The following is a 24,885-nucleotide window of genomic DNA, read 5'->3' as shown; positions in this document are numbered from 1 at the left end:
CTATAAGTGATAGTAAGGCGAGTGCCGACGATCAGTTCAGGACGAGGCTGCGTTTGGCCAGGCCCATCCAGAAGCCGTCGATCGGCTGGCCGGCGGGCTGCTCGGGATCACCCGAGGCGCCGAGGGAGACGAACAGCGGGGAGAAGTGCTCGATCGTCGGGTGTGCGTACGGCATTCCGGGCGCCTTGCGCCGGAAGTCGAGGAGCGATTCGACGTCGCCGCGGTCGAAGCAACCGTGCGCCCAGTCGTCGAATTCGGCCGACCAGCCGGGTGGGACGGCGTCGGGGGTGCGGTCGGTCAGATACGGCAGGCCGTGGGTGGTGAATCCGGAACCGATGATCAGCACACCCTCGTCGCGTAGCGGCGCCAGCCGGCGGCCCAGTGCGAGAAGGCGTTCCGGATCCAGGGTGGGCAGCGAGATCTGCAGGACCGGGATGTCGGCGTCGGGATACATGACGGTCAGCGGCACATATGCGCCGTGGTCGAGCCTGCGATTCGGGTCGTGGGCGATCGGCTCACCGTCGGGCATCATCGCCGCGACCCGGGCCGCGAGTTCCGGCGCGCCGGGCGAGTCGTACGTCGTGCGGTAATACCGTTCCGGGAAGCCCCAGAAGTCGTACGTCAGCGGTGTCGATACGTCAGTGGATCCGATGGTCAGCGGCGCCGCCTCCCAGTGCGCGGAGATCACCAGAACGGCGGTGGGCCTGGGCAGGTCGGCACCCAGACGGGTCAGCTGATCGACCCACAGTGCGCTGTCGACGAGCGGCGGCGCGCCGTGACTGAGGAACAGAACCGGTGGCCGGGACGAGGTAGCTGACGTGTTCATACCACACCTAACAGGACCCCGGTCCGTTTTGTTCCAGGGTCCTGTGCCCACCACTGAACATCAGATCAACCCGTCCGAGAGGCCGTTGGGGGTACCGAAGCGGTGGGCGGTGATGCAGACGGCCTGTTCGTGTACGTGGGGGAGCATTTCGACGCGGCCGGCCGAGACGACCGGACCACCGTAGAGAGCGATATCGGGTTTGCCGCCCGTCGCATCGAACGCCGCGGCCACCTCGTCGGCGCGGGAATCGCCGGCGACGATCCGCACCCGGACACCGGCGTCAGGACCATCCCGCTTCGCGAGCCGGGCCAAGTGTTCCCGCCAGGCCGCGTCGTCCTCGTGCAGGAGCGACACCCCGGCGCCGGTCAGTGCGTCCTGGACGGGGCCGGGCAACACCACCGGCGTGCTCAGGATGGGCTGCGCCCCGGCGGCGAGGCCGGCGGCGACCGCGCGGATCGTGTGTTGCAGAGCAGCGTCGGCGGCTGCCCTCACGATCACCCGCACCGGCCGGTACCGCAACAGGTTGCGTTCCACCCCGAGCTGGGAAGTGTCTCGGGCACAACCGAATTCGCCGTCCCAGGCGCGCACATCCGAGCCGAGTGCACCACGCAGCCAGGCGAGCTCGTCACCGCCGAGCCCGGCGGCCTCCGCCGCTGCGGCGAGTGTCCGCACCGATTCCCTTGGTGCACCACCGGTTTCGGTTACCGGGGTGTCGACCCAGTCGACCAGGCCGTGCAGATAGTTGGGTCCGCCCGCCTTGGTTCCGGTGCCGATCGCGGACTTCTTCCAGCCGCCGAACGGCTGCCGCCGCACGATGGCTCCGGTGATACCGCGGTTGACGTACAGGTTGCCCGCCTGCACCCGGTCCAGCCACAGTGCGAGTTCGTCGGGGTCGAGCGAATGCAGTCCACTGGTTAGCCCATAGTCGATCTCGTTGACGATATCGATTGCCTCGTCCAGGGTTTCGGCGGTCATGACGCCGAGAATGGGGCCGAAGTACTCGGTCAGGTGATACTCCGAACCCCGCCGCACGCCGTCGCGTACGCCGGGCGACCACACCTTGTTTCCACCTTTGGCGTCGAGAGCGAGCGGGCTGTCGACGGTGAGCGGTGCGGGCTCCACCAGCCAGCTCTCCCCCGGGCTCAAGGTGGTCAGGCCGCGCAGCAACTTCCCCGACGGTGCGGTGATGTTCGGCCCCATCTGGGTCTCAAGATCTTCAGGCGTACCGACCTTCAGCGATCGCACCGCGTCGAGCAGCTGACCGCGGAACCGCCGCGAGGTGGCCACCGAGCCGACCAGGATCACCAGCGACGCGGCCGAACACTTCTGACCCGCATGCCCGAACGCCGACGCCACCACATCCTTGACCGCGAGATCGAGATCGGCGGACGGGGTCACGATGATCGCGTTCTTGCCGCTGGTTTCGGCCAGGATGGGCAGGTCGCGCCGCAGCTCGCGGAAACTGACCGCGGTCTCGTAGGCGCCGGTGAGAATCAGCCGGTCGACCCGCGGATCGGCGACCAGCGCGGAGGCCACCTTCCGGTCGGTGCACCGCACGAATTGCAGTACGTCCCGGGGAACCCCTGCCTCCCACAGTGTTTCGACCATCAGCGCCGCGATACGGACCGCCGTCGACGCCGGTTTGATGATCACCGAACCACCCGAGGCGAGCCCGGCCAGTACACCGCCGGCGGGGATGGCGAGCGGGAAGTTCCACGGCGGGATCACCGCGATCAGCTTGCGCCGCTGCGGTTTTGCCCCGTCGACGAGATCGAGTTGCACGCCGAGCATCGCATAATAGTGGGCGAAGTCGATGGCCTCGGACACCTCCGGATCGCCCTGATCGAGGGTCTTTCCGCACTCCGATCCCATCACCTCGAGTAGTTCGCCGCGTCGGGCTTCGAGCAACTCGCCCGCCCGGTGCAGGATGCGCGCACGCTCCAGCGCGGTGAGCGCCTGCCATCCGTCGGCCGCGGCGATACCCGTCTCGATCACGCCGTCGAGCGCTGCGGCGTCCTCGATCAGCGCGGCCTCCACGAGGTCGGTGCCCAGCGTCGAGGACGCCATGCGCCCGACGATGTCGCGGCCCCAGCTGCGGTTTCCGGGCAGGTCGGGGTCGGTGTCGGGGGCGTTGTCGAAGCCCCATTCGGCATCGGCGGCCACCCTCGCCTCGATCCGCGCCTCGGCACCCGCGTCGTCGTACTGTGCACGGTTCTGTTGCCGATGGGGTTCGGGTACGCGGTACGACGCCGGGTCGCCATCGCCGGTGATGGACTCAAGCTTGCCCAGCGAGTCGAGGAAGCGTTGCTTCTCGCGGTCGAACATCGCCGGATCATCGGACAGGCTGAAGACCGCGGACATGAAATTGTCATGTCCGGCACCCTCTTCCAGCCGCCGAACCAGATAGCTGATCGCCACGTCGAACTCATCCGGATGCACCACCGGCGTGTACAGCAGCAGCGACCCGACGTCGCGTTTGACGGCCTCGGCCTGCGCGGTGGCCATGCCCAGCAGCATCTCGACGTCGAGGCCCGCGGTCGCTCCGCGTGCCTTGGCCAGCAGCCATGCGAGCGCGATGTCGAACAGGTTGTGGCCGGCCGCACCCACCCGCACGTTGGCGACCCGCTCCGAGGTGAGCGCGTAGTCGAGCACCGCCTTGTAGCTGGTGTCGGAGTCGCACTTGGTGTGCCAGGTGGCCGCCGGCCAGCCGTGGACGGCGGCGTCGACCAGTTCCATCGGCAGGTTGGCGCCCTTGACCACGCGCACCTTGACCGGCGCACCACCGCCGGCGACCCGCTTCGCGGCCCATTCCTGCAGCCGCATCATGGCCCCGAGCGCGTCTGGCAGGTAGGCCTGCAGCACGATGCCCGCCGACAGGCCGGTGAACTCGGGCCTGTCGAGGAGCCGGGTGAACACCGCCAGCGTCAGGTCGAGGTCCTTGTACTCCTCCATGTCGAGGTTGATGAACTTGGCCGGACTCGATGACGCCGCCTTCGCGTACAGCGGCACCAGCTCGTCGACGATGTGTGCGACAGCCGCGTCGAACGCCCAATGATTATGCGGCGCAACGGCTGAGGACACCTTGATGGATACGTAGTCAATGTCGGACCGGTCCAACAGCCGGTGGGTGCCGGTCAGCCTGCGCTGCGCCTCCTGCTCACCGAGCACCGCCTCGCCGAGCAGGTTGACGTTGAGCCGCACCCCGTCACCGCGCAGCCTGCCGATCGACTTGCCGAGCTTGCGATCGGACGCGTCGAGAATCAGGTGCCCGACCATCGAGCGCAGTACCTTGCGGGCGACGGGAACGACGACGCCCGGCATCTTCGGCGCGAGTGCGCCACCGGTGGCGACCGCCGCCCGCATCGGGGCGGGCAGGAACGCCGGAGTCAGCGGCGCGAGGCCGTTCAGCGTTTTGGCCGCCGAACGCAGATCCTCGGGACGTACCACACCGTCGACGAATCCGACAGTGAACTTCAGCCCATTCGGGTCGCTCAATACTCCGGCCAGACGTGCCGCCGACACGTCGACAGGCAACTCCACTGCAACCTCTAGCCAGTTTCGTACTAGAGCGATCGCGTCGTCGGCAAGGTCTTGGGGGCGCACCGTTGTCATCGGCCCAGCATAGGGCGCATTCCACGCTGCCGCATGCGAACTCGGTATCCCCGTCCGCCGGTATCAGCTGATGATCTGCTCGATCCGGGCCGTGCAGAATCCCATGATGTCGACATCGGGACCGAGGTTGAGGAAAGCCGACATCCGGATAATCGGGATCGCCAGCAGCACCGCCGCCAGGACCTCGTTGTAGTCCAGATTCCTCACCTTCCACCCGGTCTGCTCCTCGTACCGGGCGATCGATTCGGCTCGGGTCGGTGTGCCCGGCAGCGCCGGATGTCCCTCGAACTCGCTCGACGCCCAGTCGAGGAACAGCATCCACGCCAGATCGGCCTCGTGATCACCGAGATACGCGATCTCCCAGTCGAGCACACCGGTGATCGAATGATCCTGTGCGTACAGGATGTTCGACATCCGCGCATCACCCCACAGGAGCGTGGTGTGCTCGGGTTCGTACTCGTTCTGCCGGAGCCAGGCGAGGGCCCGATCGTAGGTCGGCGAGATGCTGTCCGCAGCCCAATGCACCGCCATGTCAACGTAGTTGACGATCTGTTCCAGCGGCCGGGTGCCGTACTGCGGCATCGCCAGGAATCCGAGACGAGCCGCATCGACGTCCACCTTGTGCACTCGCGCCATCGCATCGATGCAGCCGAACCACATTGCCCTGCGCCCGGATTCGTCGGCCTCGAAGTAGTTGCCCGCGGTGTGGTACGACGGGAAGTCGCTCGGCGCGCTGCCCTCGGCGATCCGGTTCATCACCAGATACGGTGTGCCGAGCGGATTGTCGCCGGACGGGTCGATCCACTTGCCGGTGGGTACCGGCAGATCCGTCGCCCTGGCCAGTCGCTCCATCACCACGTACTGCCTGCGCAGGTCGTAGTCGGGGAACAGCGAGACCGCGGGCGGCCGTCGCAGTACCAGATCCGTGGACGCCCCCGAACCATCCTTGACCGTGAACAGGTATGTCTCGGTGGAGAATCCGCGTTCGGTACGGTTCACTTCGACGACGGTGGCGTCGTCGTCGGCCAGCCTCTCGCGGACGATCGCGGTCAGCGCCCCGGCCAGTGCGCCCTCGTCCACACGTTCGATCATCGACTCACCAGCCCGTGTAGCCGTAGCGCGGGTAGGCACCCATGAACACCATCTCCACCAGGCCGTAGCCGACCTTGTCGCCCATGCGCACCTCGCACAGCGTCTCGCTGACCATGCTCACTTTCTTCATGTCCTCGAGATCGGTGAGATCGGCGGTGAAGCCGTCGATGTACGACGGTCCGCGCCACATGCCGGCGGCGTAACCGTTGTACTCGTCGTATCCGGCCAGGCCCGGCCAGAAGTCACAGATCGGCGTCACGCTGATGGTGTCGGTGCTGCGGTCGGAGCGGTGCACGGCGAAGACGCTGTCCGCGTCGATGACGCGGCGGCCCTCGCGGAACTTGAGTTCGTGCTCGACGTCGATGATCGGCAGCGAGTCACGGCCGGTCTCCAGCGGGTAGAGCACTTCGCCCTCGAACTGCCAGCGCTGCCCGGTGCTGGTCTCGCGCTGCGCGAAATGCACCAACTCTTCGTCGAACTGGAAGATGCCCATGTAGCAGAGGACGCCGTCCGGGATCTCCGGGGGCTGGCGATTGTCTCCTTCGGAGAGGCTGCCGCCACCGCCGCCGTGCCGCACCCCCCACGAGTGGTCGCGGCCGAACCACCAGCGGTCGGGGTCGATCTCGATGCGCTCGCCGTCGACCTCGATCCAGCCGGTGACGATGCCGTTCTGGTAGAAGCGGCGGGCGTCCTCCTGCACGCGGCCGCGGGTGCGGTGGAAGGCGGGGGTCTGCTCGTACGCCGGGAAGGTGCCGGTCAGCTCCAGGTGCAGGCTGATGCCCTGCTCGTTGGAGTCGAGCGTCGAGGTGACCGTCTTGAGAGGTTCGGTGATCGAGTAGGTGTACGGGCCGATGCTCCACGAGGTGAGTGCGGCGGGGGCGGCACTGATCTCGGTGGACATCCGCACCACTCGCGCCTTCTGGCCCTTGAGGGTGACCATCGCGTAGGCGTCCATGACGTTGCGGTTGGGGTAGCGCGCCATGCCGGTCATGATGCTGATGTCGCCGGAGCGGTCGAATCCGTACATGACGATGCGTTCGGTCCAGCGCAGATCACTTTGACCCACGTGGTCGAAGGTGGTGGGCAGTTGGTGGGTGAGCAGTTCATCCTGCGGGGTGAGCATCGGCATTCTCCTGTGATCTGGGTTACTGATCGCAATATATTACATATCGAGTCACTACGTATTTGATTCGAGAGACTCGTATTCTCCGGTATCGTCATCAACCGTGACCGAACAGATACAGGAACCCGTTTCCGCAGGTAGGCCACGGGACCCGAGACTGGACCGGTCGATCCTGGCCGCCACCCGCGACCTGCTCGGTGAGGTCGGCTACACCAAGACCACCATCAGTGCCATCGCCCGCCGCTCGGGCGTGGCCACCCCCGCCATCTACCGGCGCTGGTCGTCGAAGGAGGAGATCGTCGAGGAAGCGGTGTTCGGGGTGCAGGACGCCACCACGCCGCCGGCCACCGACGACCTGCTCGCCGACCTCAACACGTGGGCCAGGATGTTTCTCGCGCAACTCGCCGACCCCCCGGTCCGGGCAGCACTGCCGGGACTGATCTCGTCATATCAGCACTCCCGGATCAACGCATACGACGACCTGCTGGCCCGGTCCGAGAACCCCATCCGGCTCGCCTTCGTCGACCGCATCGTCGCCGAGGCCCCCGACGCCCCGGAGGCCGCCACGGCCGCGGGCAACGAGATGTTCGACATCCTCGTCGCCACCACCATCGTCCGCGGACTCACCCGTGGCCACCAGGACGCCGACGCCTTCTGCGACAGCACCGCGGACACCCTCGCCTTCCTCGTCCGCGCGCGCCTCGCGCAGCAGCGGGAAGCCGTCGGGACCCACACCCCGGAATCGCCGCGCTACTCCCCGAACGTCACCACCAGCGGTGCGTGATCGGATAGCCGTTCCGCCGCCGACGGTTCCTTGTCGACGACGACGCTGCGCGCCCGCGCCGCCAGCCCGGGGGTGGCGAGCTGATGGTCGACGCGCCACCCGACGTCCTTGGCGAACGATGCCCCGGCCCAGCTCCACCAGGTGAGCGGTCCGGGCCGGTCCCCGTGCACCCGGCGCACTACGTCGACAAGCCTTCTGCTGCCGAGGATCTCGTCGAACCATGCCCGGTCCTCGGGCAGGAATCCGTCCATCGCGCGGGCCGCCCGCCAATTGGTCACGTCATGCTCGGTGTGCGCCACGTTGAGGTCGCCGATGAGCAGGAACTCACGCCCCTCGCGCTGCGCGGCCAGCCTGTTCCGGTTCAGTTCCCGGGCGAATGCGGCGAAGAATCGTTGTTTGCGTTCGTATTTCACACCGCCGTCGGGTTGATCGCGCATCCCGCCTGACTTCTGTCGTTCCGCCGGTAGCCCGCCCTTGGGCAGATACAGGCAGGCGACGGTGACGGCCCGATCGGCGAGGTCGACCTCGATGTAGCGACCCTGCTCGGCAAACTCCTTGAGCCCGCGCGCCTTCGGTGGATGCGTGACCCAGGTCCGCACCGCGGCAGGGGAAATGCGGGTCAGTAGTGCCACGCCGTTGCGGCCGGCCACCGAACCGACGTCCACCGCCGCCTCATACCCCGCAAACTCCCCCACTTCCGTTTCCGGACAACGCAATTCCTGAATCCCGACGACGTCGGGCGCACGGTCGGCCAGCCACGTGTCGAACCCTCGGCGACGCGCCGCCCGGATCCCGTTCACATTGAACGAGGCCACACTGAACTCGGTCATATCCTCAGCCCGCGTCGGGTACCAGTTCGGTCCAGGTGGCGTGTTTGCCGGTGCGCCCGTCGGCCGACGATCGCCCGGTGAGGCGACGGCCGAGCCATGGCGCGAAATGTGCTCGCGCGAAACGCACATGGGATCGGACTCCGTAGGTGACGGGTGACAGCGCGTCGTCGTCGGGATGTTCGACGCTGAGAGCGTCGAGCACGAGGTTGGCCACCCGCCGATGCCCGTGCGGATTCAGATGCAGCCGGTCCTCGGACCAATATTCGGCCGCCCGTACCTTGTCGTCGACGAAGGCGTTCACGAACGGAACGTCGAGCGTGACCGCTAGCTTGCCGACCTGTTCGGTGAGCTGTGCCCCCCTCTCGTGCAACACCTTCCGGAACGGAAGGCCACCCGATGGGTCGGCCCCCGCGAGGAGCACCGGCCGCACCCCGGCGTCGAGAAGCCGCCGCGCCCCCTGTTCGGTGAGTTCCATGAGGGTCACGGCGTCCATCCCGGGCCGCATCATGTCGTTGCCGCCACCATTGAGGGTGGCGATCGTCGGCAACGGGTCGAGCGCGAGCGCCTGGTCGATCTGTTCGGTGACGATCGGTTCCAGCAATTTCCCGCGGATCGCGAGATTCGCGTACGCGATACCGCCATGATGGGCGGCCAGCCCCTCCGCCACCAGATCCGCCCACCCACGCATCGGCTCGGCGGTCAGGTGCGGGTCCCCGACCCCCTCGGTGAAACTGTCACCGAGCGCGACATACCGGACGCTTGCACAGACCTGTTGCTGTTCACCCATGATGCCGACCATATCTACCGGCGATCAGGCCTCGCCGGAGAGGATCTCCAATACCTCGGGGGAGGTGTAGAAGGGGGCGAGGTGGTCGCGGATGATGCGGTCGAGTTCTCCGGAGTCGGCGACCGCGGCCACGGCGCGGGGGGCGGCGGTGACGGCGTAGTCGGCAAGGATCTCGCGAGTCAGGTCGAGGTCGTCGAGGATCTCGGCGGCGGGCAGGTCGCCGTAGATGGCGAAGAAGCCGTCGATGAATGCGTCGATGAGTTTGTGGACCGGCTTGGCGACGGCGGCGGCGATCACCACGTCCTGGCCGATCCCGGCGATACGGTTGGCGTCATCGATGGAGATGATCTCGCTCAGCGGTTTGACCGGCTTGCCGGCGTACAGGTCGAACACCTCCAGGACGGCCGCGCGCGCCGACGGATCGTTGAGCATGGCGATGATGATCTTGTTGAGTCTGCCCATCATGAACTCGGCGCCCTTGGCCGCGGTGTCACCGAACAGCGTCTCGAACTGATCACCCGCGGTGCCGATCGCCCGGCCCGCGGCCTTGGACCCGAACGACACGAGCGACCCGATGCCGGGGATCTTCTCGGCCACCGCCCGGTTACCGGCGACGACGTCGTTGACGATGCGGCCGACGAACCGGGAGGCGAGGGTGGCCGTCAGCGGACTACGGGTCAGATCATCGAGCAGTTCCTCGATGAGCGGGGTCAGCGCGAGCACCTCGTCGGTGATCCGGGCGACGTTGTCCCGGTCGACCACCTCACCGAGGGCGTACGTGCCCGCCGGGTTGGACATCAGGATCTCGGCGCCCCGCTCCACCAGTGTCGACGCCGCGACGCTCGGCGGAACCGTAGTGGACAGCATGCGGGCGATCGACTTGATCGTCTCCGGGTCGGCAAGTGAGGCCAGCGTGACGGTCTCGGCGACGGCGAGCACATCGTCGACGAGACCAGCTGCGAGTCCGGGCAGTTCGTCGCCGGTGAGGCGATTGACGGTCCACTCCACCTGCGCGTCGAGCAGTGCCCGCGCCATTGATTCTGGGTCCATCGCTTGAGAATAGGCGCCGGGAGACATGCCCTACGTGATCGGCCCCGTCGCACGGGACTGGGCGTCGAGGATCAGCAGGGCAACATGCAGCGACGTCATCGATTCACCGTCGGATAGATCACCGACGATCGCCTCGATCCGCGCCAAGCGCGAGTACACGGCGGGCCGGCTCAGGTGCAGGTGGGCGGCGAGTGCGCTCTTGTTGCCGGCGAGCCGTAGGTAGGCGCGCAGGACGTCGACGTGGTCGGTGCCGGTCTGGATGTCGTGCAGGATGAGGTCTCGCAGTTCGGATTCGGCGAAGCGGATGGCGCGAGGGTCGTTGCGCAGCAACGACACCAGGCCGCGGATTCGGATATCGGACACCTCGAACACGATGCGTCCCGACGCCGGCATCGACGCCGCCACCTGCGCCACCTCACGGGCCTCGGCCAGGGCTCCGATCGCGGGGGACACTCCGCCGCGCGAGGCGGCCGATCCCACGACGACATTGCCGAGGCCGGTGATCCGGCCGATATCCCGAACCAGTGCACGCGCCAGGTCATCCACCACCTGACGACGTGAGCGTCCACGGTTGATGTTGAGCGACAACACCATCCGCACTTCACCGAAGTCGCGAACGGAGAACAGGCCGGTGTGCCCGGCAGCCCGCACCCCGCTGACGACGATGTCGAGCAGTTGCGCGGTACGGCGTTGCGCGGCAACCGGATCGGGCTCAAGTGGCCAGTCGGCGACACGCAGTGCGGCGGGAACATACTCGGCCGCCGGTACGAAGCCGAGCGCGACGGCCCGGGCGAGGACTTCCTTCTCATCCCGGATACGTTCGCGCAGAACATCATCGATCAGTCCGGCCTGCGCCTGACGTTCGAGGTCGAGCTGATCGCGTTCGGCCATCCGCGCCATCTCGAGGGCCTGGGCGGCTCGTTCGAGCACCATCACGGTGCGGTCCCGGTCACCCGGCTGCACCGCGATCAGCCGCGCCCACCGATCACCCTCGCGACCCACCCACACCGGAAGCCACGCCTCGCCCCGCATATCCTCCTGCCGTGACCGTCTCTCCCAGTCGCGCAACACATTCGACGCGAGCGCCCCCGACGACGCGACCGCCTGGTGGCCGAGATTCTCCAGCACCACAGCGGTGCCGAGGAGTTCGGCCGCGGCATCGGTGATGTCGGCGGCATCAGCATGGCCGAGGGTGAGTTCGGTGAACACCTCATGGGTGCGGCGGGCGAAGTCGATGGCCTCGTACTGCTCGGCGACGAGTGTGCGATGCACACGTTCGGTGATGTCGACGAACCTGACCTCACGGCGCAGAATCACCAGCGTCAGCCCCAGCGACGCCGCGAACTCACCAATCCGCGGCGGCACCACATGCCAGTCGCGGTGAAACTCGGCGATCACCCCGAGCGCACCGGTCGATGCGAGCGCGGTCAGGTAGGGCCGTGGGTCGGCGCGCAGAGCGTCGCCGGTGGTGAGGACGATCTCGCCACCTTCGAGCAGGTTGGACATGTCGGCGACATCGCTGATGTGGACCCACCGCACCTCGCGGTCGGCTCCGGCGTCGCTGAGCACCACCGGCTCGCCCCGCGTCACCTCAGGCAGCGCGATGACTTCGGTGACTGCCATCGACATTGACAAACTGTAAACCCGAATCGCATATGCGATACAGATTGTCCGGAAAAATCCGCGCGGACCAGCCCCATACTGGAAGAACCCACAGGTCACAGCGTTTCCCCGGAGGTCCCCACCACATGTCTGCAACCCCAGTCACATCAACCACGGGCACGATCTCGCACTGGTGCGACGGCAAGCTCTTCGCCGGCGACTCCGGCAACACCGCGCCGGTCACCAACCCGGCCACCGGTGCGGTCACCGGGCAGGTGGCGCTGGCCTCGGTCGCCGACGCTCAGCTGGTCATCGACTCCGCGGCGGCGGCGTTCCCGGCGTGGCGCGACACCTCCCTGGCCAAGCGCACCGCGATCCTGTTCAACTTCCGCGAGCTGCTCAACAAGCGCAAGGGCGAGCTGGCCGCACTGATCACCGCCGAACACGGCAAGGTGCTCTCCGACGCCCTCGGCGAGGTGGGCCGCGGCCAGGAAGTGGTCGAATTCGCCTGCAACATCCCGTATCTCCTCAAGGGCGGGTTCTCCGAGAACGCCTCCACCGGTGTCGACGTGCATTCGGTGCGCCAGCCCCTCGGCCCGATCGGCATCATCTCGCCGTTCAACTTCCCGGCGATGGTGCCGATGTGGTTCTTCCCCATCGCAATCGCCACCGGCAACACCGTGGTGGTCAAGCCGAGCGAGAAGGATCCGTCGTCGTCGCTGTGGATGGCCGAACTGTGGAAAGAGGCGGGCCTGCCCGACGGTGTGTTCAACGTGCTACAGGGCGACAAGACCGCCGTCGACGAGCTGCTGACCAACCCGAAGATCAAGTCGATCAGCTTCGTCGGGTCCACCCCGATCGCGCAGTATGTGTACGCCACCGGAACCGCTTCAGGCAAGCGTGTGCAGGCGCTCGGCGGCGCCAAGAATCACGCCATCGTGCTCCCCGACGCCGATCTCGACGAGGCCGCTGCAGCGATGGTGAACGCAGGTTTCGGTTCGGCCGGTGAGCGTTGCATGGCGATCTCCGCGTGCGTGGCAGTCGGCGAGATCGCCGACACCCTGGTGGCCAAGATCGCCGAGCGCGCCGCCACCATCAAGACCGGCGACGGTACGGGCGATGCCGACATGGGCCCGCTGGTCACCAAGGTGCATCGCGACAAGGTGGCCTCCTATGTCGACGCCGCCGAAACCGACGGCGCCACCATCGTTCTCGACGGCCGCGGTGTCGTGGTCGACGGCGGTGCGGACGGCTTCTGGCTGGGCCCGACCCTGCTCGACAACGTCACCACCGACATGTCCTGCTACACAGACGAAATCTTCGGCCCCGTGCTGTCGGTGGTCCGCGTGGACACCTACGAGGAGGCAATCGGCCTGATCAACGCCAACCCGTACGGCAACGGCACCGCCATCTTCACCAACGACGGCGGCGCGGCCCGGCGCTTCCAGAACGAGGTCGAGGTGGGCATGGTGGGCATCAACGTGCCGATCCCGGTTCCCATGGCGTACTTCAGCTTCGGCGGCTGGAAGGCCTCGCTGTTCGGCGACACCCACGCCCACGGCATCGAAGGGGTCAACTTCTTCACCCGGATGAAGGCCATCACCACCCGCTGGCAGGACCCGAGCGTCCGCACCGACGGCCTGAATCTCGGCTTCCCCCAGAATGTCTGAGACCAGCACGGCGAACCGTCCATCCTTGAAGGAGAATCACCTTTCATGACCACCATCGACAACGCGCCCGCCGTCTCCGAGGCCGACCTCGAAGCGGGCCGCCGCGCCTATGAACTCGACCGCAAGCACGTGTTCCACTCGTGGTCGGCGCAGGCCAAACTCAACCCGATGACCGTCACCAAGGCCGAGGGCTGCTACCTGTGGGACGGCGAAGGCACACGGCTGCTGGACTTTTCGTCACAGATGGTCAACACCAACATCGGCCACCAGCACCCCAAGGTGGTCGCCGCGATCGCCGAGCAGGCACAGAAGCTGTGCACCATCGCACCCTCCCACGTCAATGACGCCCGATCGGAGGCCGCGCGGCTGATCGCCGAACGCACTCCCGGCGAGCTGAACAAGGTCTTCTTCACCAACGGCGGCGCCGACGCCGTCGAACATGCGGTGCGGATGGCCCGACTGCACACCGGGCGCCGAAAGGTGTTGTCGCGGTATCGTTCCTACCACGGCGGCACCGACACCGCGGTCAACATCACCGGTGATCCCCGGCGCTGGGCCAACGACTACGGCGACTCCGGCGTGGTGCACTTCTTCGGCCCGTTCCTGTACCGGTCGCGGTTCCATGCCGAAACGCAGGAACAAGAATGCGAGCGCGCGCTGGCCCACCTCAATGAGGTGATCGCGATGGAGGGCCCCGGCCAGATCGCCGCGATCATCCTCGAATCGGTGCCCGGCACCGCCGGCATCATGGTGCCACCGCCCGGCTACCTGCAGGGTGTGCGCGAAATCTGCGACCGCTACGGCATCGTCTTCATCGCCGACGAGGTCATGTCCGGTTTCGGCCGCACCGGCAAATGGTTCGCCATCGAGCACGCAGCGGGCGAGCGAAGCGACGGGGGATGTGACGGCGTCATCCCGGACCTGATCACCTTCGCCAAGGGCGTGAATTCCGGATATGTGCCACTCGGTGGTGTGGCGATCAGCCCGCACATCGCCGCGACCTTCGATGAGCGCCCCTTCCCGGGCGGCCTCACCTACTCCGGTCATCCCCTGGCCACCGCGGCGGCCGTCGCCACGATCAACGCGATGACCGACGAGGGCATCGTCGAGAACGCCGCACGTGTCGGTGCCGAGGTCATGGGACCGGGCCTGCAAGCACTCGCGCAGCGTCATCCGAGCGTCGGCGAGGTGCGCGGTGTCGGCATGTTCTGGGCCATCGAACTGGTCAAGGACCGCACCACCCGTGAGCCGCTCGCCCCGTACGGAGGCACCAGCGATGCGATGAATGCCGTTGTCGCCGAATGCAAGAAGCTCGGCCTGCTGCCGTTCGCCAACTACAACCGCATCCACGCCGTACCGCCGCTGATCATCACCGACGACGAGGCACGCGAGGGGCTGGCGATCCTGGACCAGGCGCTGGAGGTTGCCGACCGCAGCCTCTGACAGGCCCCGCGATACCGGTACAGGGGTGTACACATGATCTGAACGGACACCCCGACGATCGGCGGTAACGATGGCGACGGACGACGACGCGCACCACCGGGCCATGCCATGAGCAGGCCCGGTTCGCCGCAGGCACTACGAGATCTCAATCGCGGCCGGGTGCTCGAGGCGCTGCGCGAGTACGGGGACCTGTCACAGGCCGAACTGGCCCGCAGGACCGAACTGTCCCAGGCGACGGTCTCGAACATCATCCGCCACCTGCGCGCCACCGGCGATGTGGTCACCAACGACGGGCCCGGCCGGCGCACCACGGTCCGGCTCGCACCGGGCCCCGGCTTCGTCGTCGGCGTCGACTACGGGCACCGGCACATCAGCGTCGCCGTCGCCGACCTCGACCACGATGTACTGACCGAGGAACGCATCGACCTCGCCAAGGACGTCTCGGCGCACGACGGGATGGCCGAGGCCGCCCGGATGACCGAGCGAACGCTGCGCCGGGCCGGCGTGGATCGCAACGAGGTGGTGGGGGCGGCGATGGGACTGCCCGCACCCATCGACCGCACCACCGGACGCGTCGGGTCGCCGTCGATCCTGCCCGGCTGGGTCGGGGTGAACGCCGGTGACGTGGCCACCGAGGCGCTCGGTCTGCCGGTGCGCGTCGTCGTCGACAACGACGCCAATCTGGGGGCGCTGGCCGAATGGTGGTGGGGCGCGGGCGTCGGATACTCCGACGTCGTATACCTGAAGCTCTCCGACGGGGTCGGGGCAGGACTGATCATCGGCGGACATCTCTACGGCGGGGTCGCCGGCACCGCGGGCGAGATCGGACACACCACGCTCGACGAGTACGGCGAACTGTGCCGATGCGGCAACCGCGGCTGTCTGGAGACCGTCGTGTCGGCGCGGCGGGTGACTGCGATGCTCGCCCCGGTCGTCGGCGAGGAACTGACCATCAGTGAGGTCGTCCGCCGGGCGGAGGACGGCTCCCGGGCATGCGAGCGACTGTTGACCGATGTCGGTCTGCAGGTAGGTCGCAGCCTCGCCGACCTGTGCAGCCTGCTGAACCCGCAGATGATCCTGGTCGGCGGCGAATTGGCGCAGGCGTCGGCACTGCTGATCCCCGCGATCGAGCGGGTGATCGGCCGGTGCGGGGTGCCCGCCGCGGCCGAGTCCGTGCATATCAAGCCGGGTGCGCTCGGTGCGCGCACGCACGTCCTGGGGACCATCGCCCTGGCCCGGCGGGAGGCCGGCGCGGCCGCCGTCTTCAACTCTTGAACGATCGGCACCAATTCTTAGCAATCCGTTGAAGTCTTCTCTCGGCGCGAGTTGCATGTGATTGGAATCACATCCAACTCAGGCGGGCCCGTGGCGTGCCCGACGCAGAGAGGACACGACTATGAGCGAATTCGGGGCAATCCCCGACGGTCCGGCGGTGTTCGGCGACGACGAGGAGTCGTCGGGCAACCGGGTCATTCTCATCGCTTCGGTGGCGGCCATGGGCGGCCTGCTCTTCGGTTACGACAGTGCCGTCATCAACGGCGCGGTCTCGTCGATCCAGAAGGACTTCGACATCGCCGACTCGACCCTCGGTTTCGCGGTGGCCTCCGCACTGCTCGGTGCCGCCGCCGGCGCGCTGAACGCGGGCCGCATCGCCGACCGCATCGGCCGCCTGAAGGTGATGAAGATCGCCGCGGTCCTGTTCTTCGTCAGCGCCGTCGGTTCGGCGTTCGCGCCCGAGATCTGGTCGCTGGTGTTCTTCCGGATCGTCGGCGGTGTCGGCGTCGGCGTCGCCTCGGTGATCGCGCCGGCCTACATCGCCGAGACGTCCCCGGCCCGGATCCGCGGCAGACTCGGCTCGCTGCAACAGCTGGCCATCGTGCTCGGCATCTTCCTGTCGCTGCTCGTGGACTACCTGCTCGCCGAGATGGCGGGCGGTGCCGGCGAAGATCTCGCCCTGGGCCTGGAAGCCTGGCGCTGGATGTTCCTGGCGATGATCGTGCCGGCCGTCGTGTACGGCGCCCTGGCCACTACCATTCCCGAGTCACCCCGCTATCTGGTTGCCACACAACGGCTTCCCGAGGCACGCAAGGTGCTGACCCTGCTGTTCGGCGAGAAGAACCTGGAACTGACGATCACCCGCATCCAGGACAGCCTCACCGGTGACAAGCCGTCGTGGAAGGACCTCAAACGTCCGATCGGCGGCGTCTATCCGATCGTGTGGGTGGGCCTGATCCTGTCGATCTTCCAGCAGGCCGTCGGCATCAACGTGATCTTCTACTACTCCAACGTGCTGTGGGAGGCAGTGGGATTCGAAGAGTCCTCGGCATTCCAGACCAGTGTGTTCACCTCACTGGTGAACATCGTCGCCACGTTCGTCGCCATCATGCTGGTCGACAAGGTGGGCCGCAAACCGCTGCTGCTCGTCGGTTCAATCGGCATGACCGTCACGCTCGCGGTGATGGCCGTCTGCTTCGGCACCGCAGATCAGGTGATGAACTCCGACGGTGAGATGCAGCCCGAGTTGTCCGGCGCCTCCGGGCCGATCGCACTGGTCGCCGCCAACCTGTTCGTGGTGAGCTTCGCACTGAGCTGGGGACCGGTCGTCTGGGTGCTGCTCGGTGAGATGTTCCCCAACCGATTCCGTGGTGCCGCACTGTCTTTGGCTGCCGCCGGTCAGTGGACCGCCAACTGGGCGATCACCGTCAGCTTCCCGAGCCTCAAGTCGTTCTCCCTCGGTTTCTCCTACGGCATGTATGCCACCTTCGCGTTCCTCTCGTTGCTGTTCGTGACCAAGTTCGTCAAGGAGACCAAGGGCCTGACGCTCGAGGACATGGACGCCCAGGCGGGCATCACCCACAAACCATCCGGCACCGGGGCGTCGGCGTAAGCACTTGCGAGAAAGGACCATCGACATGACAACCGCAAGCACCCCCCGCAAGGTCGCCGTCCTCGGGCCCATCCCGCGCGACCACATCGTCACCCATCGGGGTGAGGTCTTCGACAAGTACGGCTGCGCGCTCTACACCGTCGCAGCACTGTCGTCGCTACTCGGACCCGACGACGTGGTGCGCCCCATCGTGCACGTCCGGCGCGACGATCTCGACGCGATCCACGAGAAGCTCGCGCCATTCGGCAATGTCGACCTCACCGGCATCCGCGCCGACAGCGACCGTGGCGACGTGGTCGAGCTGACGTTCCGAGACCAGAATTTCCGGGACGAGCGCCAGACCGGATTCATGCATCCCATCCAACCGCAGGACGTCGAATTCGCCCTGGACTCAGATGCTTTCGTGTGTGTACCGATCACCGATTACGAGGTCGCCCAGCCGACGCTGGCGTACATCCGCGCCAACAGCGACGCCACGATCATGCTCGACTGTCACGGACCGACTGTCGCACTGACGGCCGCCGGGCAACGGGTGAGCAGGCTGTGGATCGACCGGGACGCCTGGCTGCCGACCATCGACATCATGAAGATGAACCTGGAGGAAGCGGGCTGTGCGTGGTTCCCGCCACCGGGCGGCGATCCGGATCTGCTGGGCGCCCCGCTACCCCGCGAGCAACTGCCCGAGTTCGCCCAGCACTGCCTCGATCGTGGCGTGACATCGGTGTGCGTGACCCTCGACGAGGAGGGTTGCGCCCTCTACTTCCGCGGCGAATCCGGCGAGCTACGTGAGGAACTCGTGCCGCGCATCGAGGTGACAGACGTAGTCGACACCACCGGCTGCGGCGACTCGTTCGCCGCGGGAATGGCGTACGGCTACCTGGTGTCCGGCGATCTGGTGACGGCTGCCCGCTACGGCAATGCGATGGGCGCACAACGCTGTTCGGGCAGCGATCTGTCGGTGTACCTGCCGTTGGAAGGTACCGACGCGCAGATCGCGGCCGCATACGGACTCTCGGCGGCGTCGTCGTGAGCGCACCCACCGCGCCGTCGGCACCCGACACCGCGACGTGGACGGTCGTCGAGAATAGCTGGGATCCTCAGCGTGCCAACTATTTCGAGACGATCCTCACGGTCGGTAACGGCCGATTGGGTACCCGCGGGTCACTGGAGGAACGGCACACCGGCGCGCTGCCGGGCACCTTCCTCGCCGGCGTCTACGACGACTACGACTCCCCCGTCACCGATCTGGTGAACGCACCCGACTGGCTCGACACCGAAGTGTACGTCAACGGCACCCGCCTGGATCCGGAGTCGGCACCGATCACCGCACACCGCCGGGAACTGGACTTGCGGACCGGCGTATTGACCAGGGACACAACATTCCTCGTCGACGGCTCGCCGGTGCTGCTGCACACCGAGCGGTTCGCGAGTATGGCCGACCGCAACCTGTGCGGCCTGCGGATCACGGTCACCCCGCTCGAACGGGCTGCCGGGGTGTTCATCCGCACCGGCGTCGACGCCCACCGCCGCAATCTCGAACGGCTCCCCGCCTACCCGGACGGCACCACGTTCGGCCCGGATCGCAAGTGGGACAAGTGGGCTCTGTCCACACACCTGCACTCCACCGGCAGCGAGCAACGCGGCCCGGTCGGCCTCATCGGAACCCGCACCATCTCCTCGGATGTGGCGATCGTCTACGGGATGCGTACCGACACCGATCCGACCGCCGATCTGACGCGACACCACCGTGGTCACGAAAGAGTCAGTGACGAAGCAGATTTCAGCGAGGTACGGGCGGGGGCGAGCGTCACCGTCGACAAACTCGTCGGCATCGCCACCGGCCGCGACCCCGGCTCCGACGCCGAACCGGCGGCCCGCGCCGAGGCAACTGTGCTCGCCGCCCCCGGTTTCGACGAGGCGAAAGCCGAATCGGTGCGGCGGTGGCAGCAGTTGTGGGCCGATGCGGACTGCGAGATCGTCGGCGACGACAAAGCCGCACATGCCGTCCGGTTCTCGATCTACCATCTGCTGATCGCGGCCAACCCCGACGACCCGACGGTGAACATCGGCGCGAAGTCGTTGTCCGGGGAGGGATATCGCGGGCACGTGTTCTGGGACACCGAGATCATGATGCTGCCGTTCTTCCTGTTCACCCAGCCGCACACCGCGAGATCGCTGCTCGGCTATCGCTACCATACCCTCGGCGGGGCGCGAGAACTGGCGCGCGAGAACGGAATACGTGGCGCACAGTACCCGTGGGAGTCCGCCGACACCGGACGCGAAGAATGTCCACGCTTCACCCCCGACGGCCAGAATCGCTTCTATACCCGTGACGAGGAACTGCACGTCACCGCCGACGTGGCGTACGCAATCGTGCGCTACGCCGACGTCACCGGCGACGTCGACTACCTGTACGGGGAGGGTGCGGAGATCCTGTTCGAGACCACCCGCTTCTGGATGCAGCGGTGCACCCGCGACGGCGACCGGCTGGTCTTGCACACGGTGATGGGCCCGGACGAATTCCATTCGCACGTCGACAACAACGCGTTCACCAATCGGATGGTGCGCTGGCATCTGGAACGGGCCGCACAGGTCCACGCCCGGATGGCACAGACCCACCCGGATGCGCTGGCCGCGCTTGCCGAACGGATCGGGCTCGCCGCGGGTGAGGCCGACGGCTGGGCCGATGCCGCGGAACAGATCGTCGCACCCGTCGACCCCGACATCGGGGTGATCGAGCAGTTCGACGGTTATTTCGAGCGGACCGTCGTCCCGATCACAGAATGGGACGAGAACGACATGCCCCGTTACCCCGAGGGGTACGACCATTTCACGTGCGAGGACACGTCGCTACTCAAACAGCCCGACGTCGTGATGCTGATGTTCGTGCTCCCCAACGATTACTCGCTGCGAACCCGGCACGCCAACTACGAGTTCTACGAGCCCCGGACCGTCCACAAGTCCTCGCTCAGCCCGTCGATCCACGCGATCGTCGGCTTGCAGGTGGGCGACCGAACCAAGGCCGAGCAGTATTTCGCCCGGTCGGCATATGTCGACGTCGACGACAACCAGGGCAACACCGAGGAAGGGATGCACATCGCCTCGGCGGGTGGCACCTGGCAGATCGTGACCCATGGATTCGGTGGCTTCCTCGCCACACCGGACGGTCTGTCGTTCTCCCCGGCGCTGCCGTCGTCGTGGGATCGAGTGCGATTCTCGGTGCACTGGCGTGGCCGCACGGTGCGCGCCGACCTCGGACACGACGACGTGCTGCTCGAACTGGTCGGCGACGGACCCGACGAGGTGGTGACCGTGTGGGGCGAGCGTATCGCCCTGACCCCGGGAACGCCGGCGACGGCCACCCGTTGACAGGCTACGCCGTCGGCCGTCGGGGGGCCGACGGCGTAGCGTGCTGCGGGTGGATGTGAGTACACCGCCGGACCGGTTGATCCTCGATGAAGCGGCCCCCTACCTGACCGGGCCGTCGCGTGCGGTGGTGATCGACGACGTCGACGGCGCGCTCACCCTGGGAGCGGCCGCTGCCGGGGTCCAGGACATCCGCGTTCACCAGGATCTGGTGACCGGAGAACGGTCTCTGGACAAACACGCGGCCGCTGCCGACTACGCGCGCCTGCCACTCGGGCCGGAGCTACTCGCCTGCGCCGACGTCGTACTGCTGCGGCTGCCGAGGTCCCTTGACAGGCTCGCCGAGGTGGCCGCAGTCATCGCCGCACACGCATCGCCGCAGGTGAGCGTTGTCACGGGTGGCCGGATCAAACACATGACGCCGACCATGAACGACGTACTACGCACCGTTTTCGACCGCGTCGACGTCAGCCACGCCCGGCAGAAGTCGCGGGTGCTGATCGCCACCGGTCCGCGTCCGGCCGACGCCCGGCGGGAACTCGCGCAGTGGCCACGCACCGAACGCCACGACGACCTCGGGCTCACCGTCGCCGCCCACGGCGGAGTTTTCGCCGGAACCCGCATCGACATCGGCACCCGCTTCCTCGTCTCGCAGCTCGACCGGTTCACCCATCACGGGCGCGTCGTCGACCTGGCCTGCGGCAACGGCACCATCGGAACCTGGCTGGCAATGCGGGATCGGCAACTGCGAGTTACCGCCACCGATCGCAGCGCAACCGCGGTCGCATCGGCAAGCGCCACCGCACGCCTTAACGGGGTGTCCGACCGCATAACCGTCACCCAAGCCAACGGCCTTGAACTGCAAGATAATTCGTCGGAGGCTCGAATTGTCCTCAACCCGCCGTTCCACAACGACGCCGCAGTCTCCACCGACATCGCGCGCGACCTGTTCACCGACGCCGGCCGGGTCCTCGCCCCCGACGGCGAACTATGGTGTGTATGGAACTCCCACCTGCGCTACCGCCCACTCCTCGAACGCACCGTCGGCCCCACCCGCCAGATCGCCCGAAACACCAAATTCACTGTCACAGTTTCAGTCCGCCGCTGATTCGCCCCCTCGCCGATACATCCGATTTCGACCGGGGGTTGCCTGCTTTCGGACCAGGCGCGAGGTTGTGGCTCACGCAACGCGTCGGTCGGCGGCGTCGACGTCGGCGAGCAGCCCCGCCGGGTCGATGATCATCATCAGCGGGCCGGCGATATCGATGGCATGCTCGATGATGTTCGAGACCTGTTCGGGGTCGGCGGGGTCGGCGATGAACGCCCAGACCTGTTCGTGCAGATCGGCATTCAGGTAGTCGACGACGTCATGCGCCTGCCGCCCGACGACCACGACGTTGTATCCCGCTCCGACGGAGCGCATCACGACGTCGCGGCTGCGGGGTGTGCCGTCGGTGACCACCAGGACGGCGCTGCAAAGACGTGTGCCAGGTGCTGTTGCTGTTGCTGTTGCTGTTGCTGTTGCTGTTGCTGTTGCTGTTGCTGTTGCTGTTCTCATGACAACCATTGCACGGCGCGGGCCTGGGGCCACGTTCGAGAGCGGCTGCGAGGTCGCTGTAAGCGGCCGGGGATTTCAGCTCATCGATCGCGGGTCGACCGCCATCGCCGCCAGATTCTCCGACACCCGTTCGGGTTTGCCGTTGTTCTGTTTCGCTGCCGCGGTCAGCACATCGAGGTGGTTGTATCCGGGCAGCTTGACGAGGCGACCGTGGCCGTCCGGGGCATCGACACCGATGCCGCCACCCGCCTGGAATGTCACGATCGGCGACCCCAATGCCGCGCCGGGGTACAGCCGGTGCCGGAAGCCGTCAGGGCTGCTGCGGTTGGTGAGTCCGGTCATCAATGCGGTGGGGAAATACCATTCGGTGAAGTCCAGCGGCGGCTCGGACATGTTGCGCGCCAACTCGCCGATGGCAGTGATCTCCTGCCAGGGACTGGTGCGGGTGTCCGTGGGTGAGATCTCGTCGTAGTCCGACCACCGGTACAGCGTCCGGCCGTCGAGTCTGCTGGGTGCGAACTTCTTGTTGTCACCCCAGATCGCATGGGACATAGGGAATGCCGCCGCAACAGCGTCGGGAAACGGGAAGGATTTGGCCTGCACGGGACCACCGGGCGCGACCATGCCGATACTGGCCTGCAGGATACCGAACGGCATCGAATTATCGTCCATGATCGCGCCGAGCGTAGCCTCGTTGGTGGCGCGGATACGCAGAATGTCGGGCTGTCCGGTGATAGCCGTCCCATAGTCCTTGGACAACAGGATGCGCAGCGTCGAGACGATGTTCAGATTGCGCGGCAGCGCTTCGAGCACCCTGTTGGCGCCGTGCGGGTCGGTGTTGGCCGCGAGTGCGGCCAGCGCCAGCAGGTTCATCGTCTCCGGATTGATCAGAGTGGGCAGCGCCAGCACCGGCAGCACTGTGTCGTACAGCCCGTACATGAGATCGAGCGCCTGCCCGAGTTCCCGTGGGATCGCCGGCATCTGCACCATGCTCCGCACGCCCGACGGCAGGTTCAACGCATCCGTCACGATCGTCATGTCGGAGGTCACGGCGGTGTCCAACGCGAAATAGCCTGCGCACTGGTTGAATCCGGCGTCGTCGGTGGTGGCGCGATTGCCGTCGAAATCCCATTCGGAGAAGTACCCGGTGATGAAACCACCGAGAGAATGTCCGCCGCACAACACTTTCTGCTTGCGGCCCTGCTGGTCAGGAATGTCGGCTTTCATGATGGCGTACTGGTCTTCGAGCGTCTGCTTTACGCCGACATTCTTCAGCCACGGGTACTTGGTGACGTTGTCGATATTGTTGGTGAACCCGGTAAACTTCTTGCCGCCCAGTGGCTTTCCCTTGAAGTAGTAGTCCGCGGCGACATCGAACGACTTCTTCGCGTTGCCGGCTTCAAGCCCGGTGTGGTCTTCCAGGCAGTTCGACCGACGGTCGAGTGCCCAGAACTCGATGTGCTTACCCTGCTTCGCGGCCTTCACGATGGTGTTCTTGGCGATGGACTCGAACGCGCCCGCCCCTTCGAGAATGCCGGGCTGCGCCACCAGAATCCGGTCCGCATCAGCCGATTTCTCCGGACCGTCGGCAGCCCGGAACCGCAGGTACGACACCCAATCACATTGCGCCGGATGCGGTCCCACAGACTTTGCCAGCGGCACCCGATGCCGCACCACCGACGACACGACCGACGTGATCGGCGACGACGACTGATACACCCGCTCGACCCGTTCCAGACTCGACGGCGCCGCGGACGCCGGCGCACCCTGCCCCACCAAGGTGATCACCGGCGCGACCAGCACCGCCCCGGTCACAGTCGTCAACAGCCTGCTACGGATACGCATCGGAAAGCCCCCTTGCCCTCGGCCACGCCCCCATCGCCCCACCCCAATCGCTACAGTGACGGACGCTACACGCGGCGATGTGGTGGTGTCCAGATCACGACGCACAGCCACGTTGCGGCTGACACCCTGGGCGCGACCGACTGGCACGACGCGCTCGCAGGACCACCGCTGTCGCTGATGCCCCTGGTCTATGCCACACCCGCATCCGAACACCGAGCGATCGAAGTACAGGGCATCCTCGCCCGACTCGGCCAGCACAGGGCTCCATCGGTTCCGGACCTCCTGATCGCCTCGCTGGCCGAAACCCAAGGCCTGGTACTACAGACAAGGATTTCGAGCTCATCGCCGAAATCACAGGCCAACCCGTCGAACGCCTACTGTTCAACAGCAACTGAGCCCACGGCCGTTCT

General features: G+C 66.6%; 18 protein-coding genes and 1 pseudogene. 9 read left to right on the top strand and 10 right to left on the bottom strand.

Annotated elements, in window-relative coordinates; genetic code table 11:
* Window positions 1–31: 31 nt before the first annotated feature.
* The 4 genes from KDB67_RS01390 to KDB67_RS01375 form a co-directional block, all read right to left on the bottom strand.
* Window positions 32–826: a class III extradiol ring-cleavage dioxygenase gene (locus KDB67_RS01390; protein ID WP_291011426.1), complete on the bottom strand. Its 795-nt coding sequence runs from the start codon at window positions 824–826 to the stop codon at window positions 32–34.
* Window positions 827–886: 60 nt separating this feature from the next.
* Window positions 887–4,438, bottom strand: a complete 3,552-nt coding sequence (locus tag KDB67_RS01385; protein ID WP_291011424.1) for a bifunctional proline dehydrogenase/L-glutamate gamma-semialdehyde dehydrogenase — start codon at window positions 4,436–4,438, stop codon at window positions 887–889.
* Between the two features lie 63 nt (window positions 4,439–4,501).
* Entirely contained in the window at window positions 4,502–5,530 is a 1,029-nt protein-coding gene (locus KDB67_RS01380) for a phosphotransferase family protein (RefSeq protein ID WP_291011421.1), read from the bottom strand.
* 4 nt (window positions 5,531–5,534) lie between these two features.
* The gene (locus KDB67_RS01375; RefSeq protein ID WP_291011418.1) at window positions 5,535–6,653 is read right to left on the bottom strand and encodes a hypothetical protein; all 1,119 of its coding nucleotides are present in this window, start codon (window positions 6,651–6,653) and stop codon (window positions 5,535–5,537) included.
* Between the two features lie 103 nt (window positions 6,654–6,756).
* Here KDB67_RS01375 and KDB67_RS01370 point away from each other — a divergent pair, with 103 nt between their 5' ends.
* Window positions 6,757–7,437, top strand: a complete 681-nt coding sequence (locus tag KDB67_RS01370; protein WP_291011415.1) for a TetR/AcrR family transcriptional regulator — start codon at window positions 6,757–6,759, stop codon at window positions 7,435–7,437.
* On the opposite strand, the gene KDB67_RS01365 is transcribed toward KDB67_RS01370, so the two are convergent.
* Genes KDB67_RS01365 through KDB67_RS01350 form a run of 4 tightly spaced genes read right to left on the bottom strand, consistent with a single transcriptional unit; the run spans window position 7,404 to window position 11,727 of the window.
* Complete coding sequence (locus tag KDB67_RS01365) at window positions 7,404–8,267, bottom strand: exodeoxyribonuclease III (RefSeq protein WP_291011412.1); 864 nt, start codon at window positions 8,265–8,267, stop codon at window positions 7,404–7,406. The genes KDB67_RS01370 and KDB67_RS01365 overlap by 34 nt on opposite strands.
* 4 nt (window positions 8,268–8,271) lie before the next feature.
* Window positions 8,272–9,054: an SGNH/GDSL hydrolase family protein gene (locus KDB67_RS01360; protein ID WP_291011409.1), complete on the bottom strand. Its 783-nt coding sequence runs from the start codon at window positions 9,052–9,054 to the stop codon at window positions 8,272–8,274.
* A gap of 24 nt (window positions 9,055–9,078) precedes the next feature.
* The gene (locus tag KDB67_RS01355; protein WP_291011406.1) at window positions 9,079–10,104 is read right to left on the bottom strand and encodes a hypothetical protein; all 1,026 of its coding nucleotides are present in this window, start codon (window positions 10,102–10,104) and stop codon (window positions 9,079–9,081) included.
* 30 nt (window positions 10,105–10,134) lie between these two features.
* Window positions 10,135–11,727: a PucR family transcriptional regulator gene (locus KDB67_RS01350; protein WP_324384664.1), complete on the bottom strand. Its 1,593-nt coding sequence runs from the start codon at window positions 11,725–11,727 to the stop codon at window positions 10,135–10,137.
* A gap of 125 nt (window positions 11,728–11,852) precedes the next feature.
* On the opposite strand from KDB67_RS01350, the gene KDB67_RS01345 reads away from it, so the two are divergent.
* The 7 genes from KDB67_RS01345 (at window position 11,853) to KDB67_RS01315 (ending at window position 22,180) form a co-directional block, all read left to right on the top strand.
* Window positions 11,853–13,376 carry a CoA-acylating methylmalonate-semialdehyde dehydrogenase gene (locus KDB67_RS01345; RefSeq protein ID WP_291011402.1) on the top strand — a complete coding sequence of 508 codons (1,524 nt, stop codon included), beginning with the start codon at window positions 11,853–11,855 and terminating at the stop codon, window positions 13,374–13,376.
* A 45-nt stretch (window positions 13,377–13,421) separates the two neighbouring features.
* The gene (locus KDB67_RS01340; protein ID WP_291011400.1) at window positions 13,422–14,819 is read left to right on the top strand and encodes an aspartate aminotransferase family protein; all 1,398 of its coding nucleotides are present in this window, start codon (window positions 13,422–13,424) and stop codon (window positions 14,817–14,819) included.
* A 108-nt stretch (window positions 14,820–14,927) separates the two neighbouring features.
* Window positions 14,928–16,094, top strand: a complete 1,167-nt coding sequence (locus tag KDB67_RS01335) for an ROK family transcriptional regulator (protein ID WP_291011398.1) — start codon at window positions 14,928–14,930, stop codon at window positions 16,092–16,094.
* Between the two features lie 121 nt (window positions 16,095–16,215).
* On the top strand, window positions 16,216–17,706 hold the full coding sequence (locus KDB67_RS01330) for a sugar porter family MFS transporter (RefSeq protein WP_291011396.1): 1,491 nt from the start codon (window positions 16,216–16,218) through the stop codon (window positions 17,704–17,706).
* Window positions 17,707–17,731: 25 nt separating this feature from the next.
* Window positions 17,732–18,736, top strand: coding sequence for a PfkB family carbohydrate kinase (locus tag KDB67_RS01325; protein WP_291011394.1), 1,005 nt, complete (start codon window positions 17,732–17,734; stop codon window positions 18,734–18,736).
* Window positions 18,733–21,075 (top strand): glycosyl hydrolase family 65 protein, encoded by a 2,343-nt coding sequence (locus KDB67_RS01320; protein WP_291011391.1) that lies wholly within the window; start codon window positions 18,733–18,735, stop codon window positions 21,073–21,075. The genes KDB67_RS01325 and KDB67_RS01320 overlap by 4 nt, the downstream gene beginning before the upstream one ends.
* 49 nt (window positions 21,076–21,124) lie before the next feature.
* The gene (locus tag KDB67_RS01315; RefSeq protein WP_333716179.1) at window positions 21,125–22,180 is read left to right on the top strand and encodes a methyltransferase; all 1,056 of its coding nucleotides are present in this window, start codon (window positions 21,125–21,127) and stop codon (window positions 22,178–22,180) included.
* Between the two features lie 72 nt (window positions 22,181–22,252).
* Here KDB67_RS01315 and KDB67_RS01310 read toward each other — a convergent pair whose 3' ends face one another.
* Window positions 22,253–22,630 carry an SDR family NAD(P)-dependent oxidoreductase gene (locus KDB67_RS01310; RefSeq protein ID WP_291011387.1) on the bottom strand — a complete coding sequence of 126 codons (378 nt, stop codon included), beginning with the start codon at window positions 22,628–22,630 and terminating at the stop codon, window positions 22,253–22,255.
* 75 nt (window positions 22,631–22,705) lie between these two features.
* Window positions 22,706–24,475 carry a hypothetical protein gene (locus tag KDB67_RS01305; RefSeq protein WP_291011385.1) on the bottom strand — a complete coding sequence of 590 codons (1,770 nt, stop codon included), beginning with the start codon at window positions 24,473–24,475 and terminating at the stop codon, window positions 22,706–22,708.
* 162 nt (window positions 24,476–24,637) lie between these two features.
* Between KDB67_RS01305 and KDB67_RS01300 the strand changes: the two are divergent.
* A pseudogene (locus tag KDB67_RS01300) lies at window positions 24,638–24,870 on the top strand (VapC toxin family PIN domain ribonuclease); the annotation flags it as partial.
* Window positions 24,871–24,885 lie beyond the last annotated feature (15 nt).

The sequence above is a fragment of the Gordonia sp. (in: high G+C Gram-positive bacteria) genome (genome assembly GCF_020438995.1).
Classification (GTDB): domain Bacteria; phylum Actinomycetota; class Actinomycetes; order Mycobacteriales; family Mycobacteriaceae; genus Gordonia.
This window is presented reverse-complemented; position numbering and strand designations above follow the sequence as displayed.